The following is a 12,782-nucleotide window of genomic DNA, read 5'->3' as shown; positions in this document are numbered from 1 at the left end:
CCCTGTGCACGGCCCTGTGGCTGCTGCGGGACGGAAGTGGTGCTATTATTTCAATAGCTGTCTTCGCCCGTATTCAAAGGGCTAGAGGCAAAAAATGCTTAAAAAATAGCGCTTGAATGCCTCGCAGGGCTGCCATAAGCTGCCCTCGGGTTCGGTCAGGGCGTAGGGGTACCCGCCGCTGCAGCAGTTGCATCGGGTTCCTTCCAGCCGCCACCCAGCGTCTTGTACAGCGTGACCTGGTTTTGCAACTGCAGCAGGCGGGTTTGCGCCACCGCCTGACGCGCCGCGAACAGTGAGCGCTGTGCATCGAGCAGGTCCAGCTGGCTGGCAATACCGTTTTGGTAACGCAGATCAGACAACTTAAAACGGGTTGCCTCAGCGCTGGCCTGGGCCTGCTGCGCGCGCAACTGCTCACCCAACGTCGCGCGGCCCGCGAGTGCGTCGGCCACCTCGCGGAATGCCGTCTGTATGGCTTTTTCATACTGCGCCACGGCAATGTCCCGGCCGGCATTGGCCGAGTCGAGACCGGCCCGATTGCGGCCCGCATCAAACAACGGCAAAAACAGCTGCGGCGCCAGTGTCCACCCGAAGGTGCCGCTTTCGAACAATCCCGACAAATGGTTGCTGACACTACCGGCCGAAGCCGTCAGCGAGATTCGCGGAAAAAATGCGGCACGGGCAGCGCCGATGTTGGCGTTGGCGGCCAGCAGCTGCTGCTCGGCTTGGCGGATATCGGGCCGCTTGGTAAGCAGGTCCGACGGCAGACCAGCGGGCACGTCAATCATCAACGGTGCGTCGGCCAACGCCTGCCCTGCCGGCAATGCCGCAGCCAGCTCACCCGTCATCGGCTGGCCCAGCAGCAGGGTCAGCAGGTTGATATCCAGCGCCCGCTGGCGTTGCAGCTGAGCCAGGCTGACCCGCGCGGCTTCCGTCAACGATTCAGCCTGCCGCAAATCAAGCTCGGAGGTAGCGCCGTTGTCAAACCGGAGCTGGCTCAACTTGAAGGACTCCTCACGCGTTGCCAACGTCTGCTGGGTGATGGCCAGCAACTCTTCGTCGGCCAACAGGCTCAGGTAGGTGTTGGCCACGGAGGCAATCAGGGAAATTTGTGTCGTCTTGCGTCCCTCTTCGGTTGCAAGGTACTGCGCCAGCGCGGCGTCTTTCAGGCTGGCCACGCGGCCAAAAAAATCGATCTCGTACGAGGTGAGCGAAAACCCGGCGGTGTAGGTGCTGGAAATGCTGCCATTGCCACTGGTGCTGGGCTGGCGAGAACCAGTTGCCACCGCACCTACGGTTGGGAACTGGTCCGCTCGCCGGATCTGGAACTGGGCCCGCGCCTGCTCGATATTGAGTACGGCAACGCGCAGGTCGCGGTTGTTGCGCAGGGCCGCCTCGATCAGCAGGCGCAGCTTGGGGTCGCTGAAAAAACTCTGCCATTCGATATCGGCTGCCGCTGTGGTCTGCACGGCCGGCGAAGCCTCAGGCACCGTGCCGGCCAGTGAGCGCGACAGGCGCAAGCCCGGCCAGTCGGTGGCAATCGGGGCCTCGGGCCGTTCGTATTTCGGAGCCATCGAGCAACCAGCCACCAGCGCTGCCGCGCCCAGTGCGGCCAGCTGTGCCAATCTGGCTTTATTCATGGGCTTTAGCTTCATTGCCATCTCCATCAAAACCAGCCGCTTTGGCGTGGTCGGAATACATCTTGCGTTGACGTTCGCTGCTCTTGAACAGCCTGCGCACCACAACAAAAAATACGGGTACAAAAATGACCGCCAACGCCGTACCGGTGATCATTCCTCCGATCACCCCGGTGCCGATGGCACGCTGGCTCGCCGAGCCGGCGCCGGTAGCAATGGCCAGCGGCAACACGCCCATCATGAATGCCAGGGAGGTCATCACGATCGGACGGAACCGCAGATGAGCCGCAGCCAATGCGGATTCGATCACGCTCTTGCCCTGTGCTTCCAGGTCTTTTGCAAACTCGATGATCAGAATGGCATTTTTTGCCGACAGGCCAATGATGGCGATCAGCCCGACCTGAAAATACACGTCGTTCGAGTAGGCGCGCATCAGGGTGGCCAGCAGGACGCCAAGCACCCCCAGTGGCACCACCATGATCACCGCCAGCGGAATGGTCCAGCTCTCATAGAGCGCCGCCAGACAGAGAAACACAGCGAGGATGGCAAAGCCGTAAAGAATCAGCGCCTGAGAGCCTGCCAGTTTTTCTTCACGCGACTGGCCAGTCCACTCGAAACCGAAGCCCGGTGGCAGTTGGGCCGCGAGTTTTTCCATTTCCGCCATGGCAGCACCAGAGCTGTAGCCTGGCGCCGCCGAGCCCGATATACGCATCGCAGGGTAGCCGTTGTAACGGATGGTCTGAGCCGCGCCGGTCACCCAGCGTGTGGTCGCAAAGGCCGAGAGCGGTACCGACCGGCCCTGGTTGTTGCTGGCATTGAGCTGCAGCAAGTCATCGGGCTGCATGCGCGCCGGTGCGTCCGCCTGCACCACCACGCGCTGCAAGCGTCCCTGGTTCGGAAAGTCGTTCACGTAGCTGGAGCCCAGTGCGGTTGACAGTGTGGTGTTGATAGCGTCGAAGGAAACGCCCAGCGCATTGGCCTTGTCGCGGTCAATGTCGATTTGCAGTTGGGGGCCGTCTTCCAGCCCGTCCGGCCGCACTTGGGCCAGCACCGGGCTCTTGCCCGTCATGCCCAGCAACTGGTTGCGCGCATTGACCAACGCTTCATGGCCGGCGCCGCCACGGTCCTGCAGGCGGAAGGTAAAGCCGCTGGCCGTACCCAGCTCGGGAATCGGTGGCGGGCTGAGCGGAAAGATGAAGGCATCGCGGATGCCGGACAAGGCACCGAAGGCACGCCCCGCCAGGGCTTCGGCCGACTGGCCCTTGCCTTCCCGCTCCGACCAGTCCTTCAGCGTCACGAACGCGAGCGCCGCATTCTGACCCTGGCCGGAAAAGCTGAAGCCCAACACCCCGACCATGCTTTGCACTTCAGGCTGCTTGAGGATGTAGCCCTCGACCTGCTGCATGACGGAAAGCGTGCGTTCCTGGGTAGCCCCCGGAGGAAGCTGCACGTTGACCAGCATGTTGCCCTGATCTTCGCCGGGCAGAAAGGATGTCGGCAGCCGCATGTAAACCACGGCAACCGCAGCGATGATGGCCACATAGATGATCAGGTAACGCGCAGCGCGCTTGAGCACGCGGGCAACAATGCCCTCATACCCTTTGGCGGTGCGGGAAAAGCCGCGATTGAACCAGCCGAAGAAACCGCGCTTCTCGTGATGATGGCCCGCCTCCACTGGCTTGAGCAAAGTCGCGCAGAGTGCCGGTGTGAGCGACAGCGCCATGAAGGCCGAGAAGCCAATCGACGCCACCATCACCGCCGAGAATTGGCGGTAAATATTGCCGGTGGAGCCGGCGAAAAAAGCCAAAGGGACGAACACCGAGATCAGCACCACGGTCACGCCGATGATGGCGCCCGAGATCTGCTTCATTGCCTTGCGTGTCGCCTCCAACGGCGGCAAGCCCTCTTCGCTCATGATGCGCTCGACGTTTTCCACAACCACGATGGCATCGTCGACCACAATGCCGATCACCAGCACCATGCCGAACATCGTCAACACATTGATGGAGAAGCCCAGTGCCAGCAGTGTTCCAAAAGTGCCGAGGAGTGCAATGGGCACCACCACGGTCGGGATGACGGTGTAGCGCCAGTTTTGCAGGAAAAGAAACATCACCAGAAACACCAGCGCGATTGCTTCAAACAGCGTGACAGCAACCTGCGAAATTGAAATCTGGACAAACCGTGAACTGTCGTACGGAATACTCCAGCTCACACCTTGCGGAAAATACCGCTCGAGCTCAGCCATCTTCTGGCGCACAGCCTTGGCTGATGCCAGCGCGTTGCCGCTGGGCGAAAGCTGCACACCAATACCGACGGCCGGCTGGCCGTTGAGCCTTGCCGAAGTTGCATAGGCCTGGCCACCGAGTTCAATACGCGCGACATCCTTGAGACGCACTGCAGAGCCGTCCGTGTTGGCGCGCAAGACAATATTGCCGAACTGCTCCACATTGGCGAGCTGGCCGTTGACCACCACTGTGGCGGCGATGCCTTGCCCTGCGACATTGGGCAAGTCACCGATGGTTCCTGAAGCAACCTGCGCGTTCTGCGCCCGGATCGCGGCCGTGACCTCTGCGGACGACAGACTGAAGCCCGCCAGTTTTGCCGGGTCAATCCAGATACGCATGGCGCGCTCTGAACCGAACAGCTGGGCCTGGCCGATGCCGGGCAGGCGCTGCAGTTCGGGGACCACGGTGCGGGAAGCGTAGTCGCCCAGCGCAATCGGATCGATGGCCGGATTGCTCGACGACAACATGGTGAACAGCAGGAAGTTTGAGCGAGACTTGTCAACCCGCACACCCTGCTGCGTCACGGCCTGTGGCAAGCGCGGCGAAGCGCGCGACAAACGGTTTTGCACATCAACCTGGGCCAGGTCGGCGTTGGTACCGGGCTGGAAACTGATGGTGATGCTGCCGGTACCGTTGGCCTGAGCCACTGATTCCATGTAAATCAGTCCGGGTGAACCATTCATCTCGCGTTCGATCACGGAAAGTACGCTGTCTTCGAGTGTCTGGGCCGCGGCGCCGGGATAGGCAACGTTGATGACGATGGCCGGTGGTGCTACCGGGGGGTACTGGGAAATCGGCAGCTGAGTGATCGCCACACTGCCCATCACGATGATGAAAAGTGCAATCACCCAGGCAAAAATGGGCCGGTCAATGAAAAACTTGGCCATGTAGCGCGCTCCTTACTTCGAAGCTGCGGAAGCAGCTGGCGCGACAGGCGCTGTGGCAGGTGCCGAAGCAGCGTTGGCCGGCGCAGAGGCCGCCCCGGCAGGCTGCTGGGCGGTGCCGCCCGGTTGCCAAGGCACAGGCTTGACGCTTGCGCCCGGCCGGACCTTCTGAAAGCCGTCCACCATCACCTGCTCGCCGGTCTTCAGCCCTTCCAGAATCACCCACTGGTTGCCCTTGGCCGAACCGATCTTGACCGATCGTGTCGATACCTTGCCTTCGGCATCCACCACCATCACCGTGTCCCCCTGGCCCGAGCGGGTGACCGCCTGTTGCGGAAGCGTCATGGCATTGGTGGCCTGTGCCTGCTCCAGGCGGACCCGGACGTAAAGACCAGGCAGCAATTGTCCGTTGGGGTTGGGGACTTCCGCGCGAAGGGTAACCTGACCCGTGGTGGCGTCAACGGTCAGGTCGGAAAACAGCAAGCGCCCGGGACGTGAATATTCAGTGCCATCCTCCAGCACTATGCGCACGCTTGCGGCGTTATCGCCGCTGGCACGTTTGAACTTGCCGCTGTCCATCGCGGCACGCAGCTTCATCACTTCAGAGGCAGACTGCGTGAAGTTGACATACATCGGGTGAATCTGTTGGATCACAGCCAGCTGAGTGGCATCGCCCTGCCCCACCAACGCGCCTTCGGTTACCAAAGCCCGTCCGATACGTCCCGAAATCGGGGCGGTGACTGAGGCATAACCGAGATTGATGCCAGCAGTTTGCACGTTGGCTTTTCCCACGGCCACGTCGGCTTCAGCCTGCTTTTGCGCGGCAACAGCGTTGGCGTATTCCTGCTTGCTGATGGCATTGGCCTCCACCAGCGGCTTGTAGCGTGTGGCCAATGCTGTGGCCTGAGCCAGGTTAGCCTCCGCCCTGGCAAGTCCGGCCTTGGCGCTGGCCGATGCCGCAGCGTAGGGGGCTGCGTCGATGGTGAACAAGGGCTGGCCCGCCTTCACATCGCTGCCTTCACGAAATATCCGCTTCTGCAAAATGCCGGTGGCTCGCGCTCGAACCTGGGCCACACGGGAGGCTTCCAGACGGCCCGGAAGCTCTGTGACCAACCCCACATCGCCCTGGGTAACTGTCACTACGCCCACCTGTGCAGATGGCGGCGCCGTGGGGGGCGCACCGCCGTCCTTGCCGCATGCAGCCAGGAACAAGGGAAGCAAAGCCACCATCGCCCATGACTGGCGACGACCAAAAGGAAACGCCAGACTGAGCTGGCTTGAGGGGGACGTGGGCATGCTGATCCTCGAGATTTTCTTGAATGAAAGCGCAATGGAGGGATCGTCGGGCGATGAGCGGCAAGCCCAGCGAGACGAAACCGCAAAGAATAAGGGTTTTGGCGAGTGGTATAGTTTACATACATTTGTGAATGTATATCAACCCACAGCCAAAAACGCATTTCAGGAGACGCCGTGGTTCGGAGAACCAAAGAAGAAGCCTTGGCCACGCGCCATAAGCTGCTGGACGCAGCCGAACACCTGTTCCAGGCTCAGGGCGTATCCCGCACCAGCCTGCAGGATATTGCGCGCCGTGCAGGGGCGACGCGGGGTGCCGTCTACTGGCACTTCAAGGACAAGGCGGATCTGTTCAACGCGATGATGGAGCGGGTCATCCTGCCCCTTGAGCAGGCTTTTCAGGACAGGTTGGGGCAGGAAGCACAAGCCGACCCGCTGGCACGCATTCGAAGCGGCGTGGGAGAAGCATTGGCGCGCATCGCCAACGATCCCCAAACGCGCCGTGTCTTTGAGGTAGCCACCCACAAGGTCGAATATGTGGACGAGCTTATGGAAGTTCGACGGCGTCACCTCAAGAGCCGCAGCGACTTTCTGGAGCAGGTTGAACGTGGCCTCTTGACGGCGGCCCAGCAGCGTGGGATGGAACTGTCAGTTTCCGCCGCTACAGCAGCGCAAGGCCTGCACGCCATCATCGACGGGCTGATCCAGGGCTGGTTGCTGGAGAGCGCCGATTTCGATCTTGTGGCCTTGGGACGACAGGTGGTGGACGTGTATTTGCGAGGTCTGGGGTTTATCCGCCCAGATAGCGAAGGCCCGAACCTGCCTTAGTGCAGGTGCCGCGGCTTGCGCCCGCCGCCGCCATGGCCCGAGCCACCCTGCGGGCCGCCCATACCGCGCGGAGGTCGACCCAACTGCATCGAACTGACCAGTGCATCAAAACGTTGCTCGAACAGTTTGTCAACGGCGGACACTACGTCGCCAAGTTCTGAGGCGTCAAAGTGACGCTCCATCAAGCCGATCATGTCCTGCACCAGCAGGTCGCGCTGGACCTGCATGATCGCCGCCGGCGTGGGGCCCACAAAATACATCGCGAAATCATCCCTGGCCTCTTCGCCGTCGGGCTCCTCGTCTTCGTCGAAATCCGCATCGTAAAACGTCACTTCAAGCGGTGCGCCGCTGTCGGCAAGCTCATTGAGAGCCATGCAAACCTCGTCGAGGACCTGCCGAAAATCTTCGTCGCCAGGCACCGTCCAGCACAGTTGCAACAGATGCTTGTGCACGTCAAACCGTATGCCCGGCTCCTCTTCGTAGACGCTGGATGCGCCGTCGGCCAGTGACTTGGCGCCGGAGTATCTCCAGAGAGGCTTCAAGGCTTCCTGCAACTGCTCAAAGCCGACATCCTCACGCAACGGCACTTCGCCGTGGACGTGTATTTCAAAGGGAGGTGTGTTGTAGCGGGCCATGGAATCTATCTTAACCATTTGTGGTCTGAAATGAACATCGCCACGTATGCAGGCTGGCGCTTGCGATGCCTCGTACTGGAGCTGGTGCCTGAGACCGGAATCGAACCGGTACGCCCGTTTTCACGAAGCGGCGGATTTTAAGTCCGCTGTGTCTACCTATTTCACCACTCAGGCCAGGAGATACCGACGGACAAAAAAGCCCCTGAACAAGGGGCGGGCAAAAATGAATGGAGGCGCGGGCCGGAGTCGAACCGACCTACTCGGATTTGCAATCCGGTACATAACCGCTTTGTTACCGCGCCGTAATCTGTCTGCTGCCAGCAAAACCATCAGGATTTTACCGGCCATCTTTATGAATCACCACCAATGAAAAAGGACAGCATTTTGACATGCTGCCCTTTTGAATTGGAGCGGGAGAAGAGTCTCGAACTCTCGACCTCAACCTTGGCAAGGTTGCGCTCTACCAACTGAGCTACTCCCGCGATTACAGCCTCAAATTATAGCGTACTTTTTTGTGCTTTGCGAAGAGCTCTGAAAAATTTGCATCTCAGTGTTTGATGCTGCCTGCCGCCTCGACCACAGGAGGCGGTGGCGCAGCCGTCGCACTCGCTGGCTCGTCGTCGGTGAGAGGAACCGGCTGGCGCACCAGGGCAATCTGCAGCACCTGATCAATCCATTTGACCGGCACGATTTCCAGCCCGTTTTTAACGTTCTCCGGAATCTCCTGCAGGTCTTTGGCGTTTTCCTGGGGGATCAGGACGGTCTTGATGCCGCCGCGCAAAGCGGCAAGCAGTTTTTCCTTCAGCCCCCCAATGGCCGTGACCTCTCCGCGAAGGGTGATCTCGCCCGTCATCGCCACATCGCCACGCACGGGGATACCGGTGAGAGCCGAAACAAAGGCAGTGGTCATCGCTGCACCGGCGCTCGGCCCATCCTTCGGCGTGGCGCCGTCAGGAACGTGAATATGAATGTCACGCTTCTCGAACATCTCGTCCTTGATGCCAAGTACGCGCGACCGGCTACGCACGACCGTACGGGCGGCCTCCACGGACTCTTTCATCACATCACCCAGCGAGCCGGTGCGTGTGATCACACCCTTGCCCGGCATGATCGCAGCTTCGATCGTCAGCAGATCGCCGCCCACTTCAGTCCAGGCCAGACCGACCACTTGGCCGATCTGGTTGTGGTCTTCCGCCCGACCATAGTCAAACTTGCGAACGCCCAGGAAATCGTTGAGATTGTCGGCGGTAACAATGACCTTCGGTTCCATTTTCTTGAGCTGTATGCCCTTGACCACCTTGCGGCAGATCTTGGACAGCTCACGCTCAAGCGAACGCACGCCGGCTTCACGCGTGTAATAACGCACGATATCGCGGACCGCCTGTTCGGTGATCTCCAGCTCTTCTTCCTTCACGCCATTGTTCTTGAGTTGCTTGGGCAGCAGATAGCGCATCGCAATGCTGGTTTTTTCGTCTTCCGTGTAGCCGGAAAGGCGAATCACCTCCATGCGGTCCAGCAAGGCTGGCGGAATATTCATCGAATTCGACGTTGCCACAAACATCACGTCGCTCAGGTCGAAGTCCACCTCGACGTAATGGTCACCAAAGGTATGGTTCTGCTCCGGGTCGAGAACCTCCAGCAAGGCGCTGGAAGGGTCACCCCGAAAATCGGTGCCCAGCTTGTCGATCTCGTCGAGCAGGAACAAGGGATTGCGTGTACCCGCCTTGGTCAGACTCTGCAGAACCTTGCCTGGCAACGCACCAATGTAGGTACGGCGGTGTCCGCGGATCTCCGCTTCGTCCCGCATGCCGCCCAGCGCCATGCGCACGTATTTGCGGCCGGTGGCTTTCGCAATCGACTGGCCCAACGAAGTCTTGCCGACACCGGGAGGGCCGACCAGGCAAAGAATCGGTGCTTTCAGCTTGTCCACACGTTGCTGAACCGCGAGGTATTCCACAATCCGGTCTTTAACCTTTTCCAGGCCGTAATGGTCTTCATCCAGCACGCTTTCAGCATTGGCGAGATCGTGCTTGATTTTTGTTTTTTTGCTCCAGGGCAGTCCGGTGAGCACATCAATATAGGTGCGCACAACAGTAGCCTCTGCCGACATCGGTGACATCAGTTTGAGTTTTTTCAGCTCGCTTTCAGCCTTCTTGCGCGCTTCCTGAGGCATCTTGGCGCTCTTGATCTTTTTCTCGATCTCTTCGATGTCCGCGCCTTCTTCGCCTTCGCCCAATTCTTTCTGGATTGCCTTGACCTGCTCGTTCAAATAGAAGTCGCGCTGATTCTTCTCCATCTGGCGCTTGACGCGGCCACGGATTTTTTTGTCGACATTGAGAATGTCGACCTCACGCTCCAACTGCTCGTAAAGGTTTTCCAGCCGCGCTTTGACGTTGCCAAGATCCAGAATGACCTGCTTGGCGTCGAGCTTGAGAGGTAGATGCGCGGCAATCGTGTCAGCCAACCGGCCTGCATCGTCGATGCTGGAAATCGAGGTGAGAATTTCCGGCGGAATTTTCTTGTTCAACTTGACGTAGTGGTCAAACTGCTGCATCACAGCGCGGCGCAGTGCTTCCGTCTCACTGGTTTTGTCGCCGGGAACAAGGATCTCCGACTCCACCGGAGTGACGTTGGCGGTGAAGTGAAACTCGCCTTCATCGATCTTGTTCACGGTTGCGCGTTGCTGGCCTTCAACCAGCACCTTGACGGTGCCATCGGGCAGTTTGAGCATTTGCAGGATGGTAGCGACGCAACCGACTCCGAACATGTCTTCGACCGACGGCTCATCCTTGGCTGCGGCCTTCTGCGCTACCAGCATGATGCGGCGCTCCGCTTCCATGGCAGACTCCAGCGCCTTGATGCTTTTGGGGCGCCCAACAAACAGCGGGATCACCATGTGGGGGAACACCACCACGTCGCGCAAGGGCAGCAACGGCAGGTCGATGGGGCTGGAAGGCAATGTAGTTTGAGCGGACATATCAACCTTTAAAGGTAAGCCTTAACGAAAGTTCATCCTGCACGTACAGATGAAACTTTCGTATCGGTGAAAACATTATTTGAAAAGTGGGGGACAGAGATCACTTTTCAAGCCACAGGCCGGGTTTGCCCTGCCTCAAGGCCAGGATCCGGGTCATCTTCACCTTATCTAAAGCATCAAGCCTGCTTGGCCGCTTCCCGGTAGACAAGCAGGGGCGCCTTGTTTTCTTCAATCGTCGACTCATCAACAACCACTTTTTCCACGTTGCTTGTGTTGGGCAGATCAAACATGGTGTCAATCAGCGATTGCTCAAGAATCGAACGCAGGCCGCGCGCCCCGGTTTTTCGGGCAAGCGCCTTGCGCGCAATGGCTTTCAGTGCAGAAGGACGAATCTCCAGATCCACGCCTTCCATGGACAGCAACTTGCTGAACTGCTTGACCACTGCATTTTTTGGCTCAGTCAGGATTTGCACCAGCGCATCTTCAGTCAGCTCGGCCAGGGTAGCGACCACAGGCATCCGGCCGACCAGCTCGGGAATCAATCCGAACTTGATCAGGTCTTCAGGTTCAACGTCCTTGAAGGCCTCGGTCAGGCTGCGGGCCTTCTTGCTTTTGACGGATGCGCCAAAACCTATGCCGGAGGATTCCGTACGGTTTTCAATGACCTTTTCCAGTCCCGAGAAAGCACCGCCGCAAATAAACAGGATGTTGGTCGTGTCGACCTGCAAAAAATCCTGATTGGGGTGCTTGCGGCCGCCCTGCGGAGGCACGGAGGCCATCGTGCCTTCAATCAACTTGAGAAGGGCCTGCTGAACGCCCTCGCCCGACACATCGCGCGTGATCGAAGGATTGTCGGATTTCCGTGAAATCTTGTCGATTTCGTCGATGTAAACAATGCCTTGCTGGGCACGCTCGACTTCGTAATTACAGCTCTGCAGAAGTTTCTGGATGATGTTTTCAACATCCTCACCAACGTAGCCGGCTTCAGTCAGCGTTGTCGCATCAGCCATTACAAAAGGAACGTTGAGGGTGCGCGCAAGCGTCTGCGCCAAAAGCGTCTTGCCCGAGCCCGTAGGGCCGATCAGCAAGATATTGCTTTTGGTCAGTTCGACATCGTCCTTTTTCGCCTTTTCTTTGTGGCGCAGTCGCTTGTAGTGGTTGTACACAGCGACGGCCAGGGTGCGCTTGGCTGGTTCCTGCCCGATGACATAGCCATCGAGCGTGGCCTTGATTTCCAGGGGCGTCGGCAAATCTCCGCGCGTTTCGCGCACGTCGTCTCCGGCGGGCAGCTCATCGCGAATGATTTCATTGCAAAGGTCTATGCATTCATCACAGATGAAAACCGATGGTCCAGCAATGAGCTTCTTGACCTCGTGCTGGCTTTTGCCGCAGAAGGAGCAATACAGGGTTTTTTCGCTGGTAGAGCCTTTTTTTTCGGCCATGGATGGAATGCCTTTGGATACCCGGAGGAAATGTTAGTCAATGATAACCAAATAAAAACGGCGTTCTCTGTTACAGAAAACGCCGTTGCTGTCGTGCAACTAGGGGAAAACGGGGCTTTTTCAGGCCCGTTTTGCAATCACCTGGTCCACCACGCCGTAGGCCTTCGCCTCTTCGGCAAACATGAAGTAGTCGCGCTCGGTGTCGCGCTCGATCTTCTCAACGGTCTGGCCTGTGTTGGCTGCCAGGATCCGGTTGAGCTGCTCACGCGTCTTGAGGATGTCACGCGCGTGGATTTCAATGTCCGTGGCCTGACCTTGCGCGCCGCCCGAGGGCTGGTGGATCATCACACGTGAATTGGGCAGGGAAAAGCGTTTGCCCTTCGCGCCCGCGGCCAGCAGGAACGCGCCCATGCTGGCAGCCATACCGACGCAAAGCGTGGAAACGTCTGCCTTGATGAACTGCATGGTGTCATAAATCGCCATGCCCGCTGTCACAGAGCCGCCCGGGGAATTGATGTAGAACGAGATGTCCTTGTCCGGGTTTTCGCTCTCGAGGAAAAGCAGTTGCGCCACGACCAGGTTGGCAGTCTGGTCGTTGACCGGGCCAACCAGGAAAATGACGCGCTCCTTCAGCAGACGCGAATAAATGTCATACGACCGCTCGCCGCGGCCGGACTGTTCAATCACCATCGGCACCATGCCGAGGCCTTGAATGTCCTGTGCACTGCTGTAAATCATGTGTTCTCCAATTTGTGGGCCTACTTTACCCAAAATAAATGGGGCTTGAAGCCGTAGCCGCAAGCC

At 58.9% G+C, this 12,782-nt stretch carries 8 protein-coding genes and 3 tRNA genes; 1 reads left to right on the top strand and 10 read right to left on the bottom strand.

The annotated features are described in order from the left end of the window. Positions 1 to 155: 155 nt before the first annotated feature. Genes B0B52_RS21495 through B0B52_RS21485 form a run of 3 tightly spaced genes read right to left on the bottom strand, consistent with a single transcriptional unit; the run spans position 156 to position 6,099 of the window. Positions 156 to 1,637 carry an efflux transporter outer membrane subunit gene (locus tag B0B52_RS21495; protein WP_077595722.1) on the bottom strand — a complete coding sequence of 494 codons (1,482 nt, stop codon included), beginning with the start codon at positions 1,635 to 1,637 and terminating at the stop codon, positions 156 to 158. Beyond that, the gene (locus tag B0B52_RS21490) at positions 1,630 to 4,806 is read right to left on the bottom strand and encodes an efflux RND transporter permease subunit (protein WP_077595721.1); all 3,177 of its coding nucleotides are present in this window, start codon (positions 4,804 to 4,806) and stop codon (positions 1,630 to 1,632) included. The genes B0B52_RS21495 and B0B52_RS21490 overlap by 8 nt, the downstream gene beginning before the upstream one ends. A gap of 12 nt (positions 4,807 to 4,818) precedes the next feature. Next, a complete protein-coding gene (locus tag B0B52_RS21485; RefSeq protein ID WP_077595720.1) occupies positions 4,819 to 6,099 on the bottom strand; it encodes an efflux RND transporter periplasmic adaptor subunit in 1,281 nt (426 codons plus the stop codon). A 174-nt stretch (positions 6,100 to 6,273) separates the two neighbouring features. On the opposite strand from B0B52_RS21485, the gene B0B52_RS21480 reads away from it, so the two are divergent. After that, positions 6,274 to 6,924 (top strand): TetR family transcriptional regulator, encoded by a 651-nt coding sequence (locus B0B52_RS21480; protein WP_077595719.1) that lies wholly within the window; start codon positions 6,274 to 6,276, stop codon positions 6,922 to 6,924. On the opposite strand, the gene B0B52_RS21475 is transcribed toward B0B52_RS21480, so the two are convergent. The 7 genes from B0B52_RS21475 to clpP all read right to left on the bottom strand — a co-directional run bounded on the left by B0B52_RS21475 (position 6,921) and on the right by clpP (position 12,716). After that, complete coding sequence (locus B0B52_RS21475) at positions 6,921 to 7,559, bottom strand: DUF6806 family protein (RefSeq protein ID WP_077595718.1); 639 nt, start codon at positions 7,557 to 7,559, stop codon at positions 6,921 to 6,923. The two genes, B0B52_RS21480 and B0B52_RS21475, sit on opposite strands and share 4 nt — an antisense overlap. A gap of 82 nt (positions 7,560 to 7,641) precedes the next feature. Further along, positions 7,642 to 7,733, bottom strand: a tRNA-Leu gene (locus B0B52_RS21470). A 54-nt stretch (positions 7,734 to 7,787) separates the two neighbouring features. After that, a tRNA-Cys gene (locus tag B0B52_RS21465) sits at positions 7,788 to 7,861 on the bottom strand. A gap of 104 nt (positions 7,862 to 7,965) precedes the next feature. After that, positions 7,966 to 8,041 (bottom strand) — tRNA-Gly (locus B0B52_RS21460). Positions 8,042 to 8,106: 65 nt separating this feature from the next. Continuing rightward, complete coding sequence (gene lon / locus B0B52_RS21455; protein WP_077595717.1) at positions 8,107 to 10,536, bottom strand: endopeptidase La; 2,430 nt, start codon at positions 10,534 to 10,536, stop codon at positions 8,107 to 8,109. 176 nt (positions 10,537 to 10,712) lie between these two features. After that, a complete protein-coding gene (clpX, locus tag B0B52_RS21450) occupies positions 10,713 to 11,978 on the bottom strand; it encodes an ATP-dependent Clp protease ATP-binding subunit ClpX (protein WP_077595716.1) in 1,266 nt (421 codons plus the stop codon). A 120-nt stretch (positions 11,979 to 12,098) separates the two neighbouring features. Continuing rightward, positions 12,099 to 12,716, bottom strand: a complete 618-nt coding sequence (gene clpP / locus B0B52_RS21445; protein ID WP_077595715.1) for an ATP-dependent Clp endopeptidase proteolytic subunit ClpP — start codon at positions 12,714 to 12,716, stop codon at positions 12,099 to 12,101. Positions 12,717 to 12,782: the final 66 nt, after the last annotated feature.

This window comes from Polaromonas sp. A23 (assembly GCF_002001015.1).
Classification (GTDB): Bacteria; Pseudomonadota; Gammaproteobacteria; order Burkholderiales; family Burkholderiaceae_C; genus Polaromonas.
This window is presented reverse-complemented; position numbering and strand designations above follow the sequence as displayed.

Bases quoted from the DNA above. Each gene is read 5' to 3' on its own strand.
- B0B52_RS21495 (WP_077595722.1), bottom strand. From the start codon at position 1,637: ATGAATAAAGCCAGATTGGCACAGCTGGCCGCACTGGGCGCGGCAGCG.
- B0B52_RS21490 (WP_077595721.1), bottom strand. From the start codon at position 4,806: ATGGCCAAGTTTTTCATTGACCGGCCCATTTTTGCCTGGGTGATTGCA.
- B0B52_RS21485 (WP_077595720.1), bottom strand. From the start codon at position 6,099: ATGCCCACGTCCCCCTCAAGCCAGCTCAGTCTGGCGTTTCCTTTTGGT.
- B0B52_RS21475 (WP_077595718.1), bottom strand. From the start codon at position 7,559: ATGGCCCGCTACAACACACCTCCCTTTGAAATACACGTCCACGGCGAA.
- lon (WP_077595717.1), bottom strand. From the start codon at position 10,536: ATGTCCGCTCAAACTACATTGCCTTCCAGCCCCATCGACCTGCCGTTG.
- clpX (WP_077595716.1), bottom strand. From the start codon at position 11,978: ATGGCCGAAAAAAAAGGCTCTACCAGCGAAAAAACCCTGTATTGCTCC.
- clpP (WP_077595715.1), bottom strand. From the start codon at position 12,716: ATGATTTACAGCAGTGCACAGGACATTCAAGGCCTCGGCATGGTGCCG.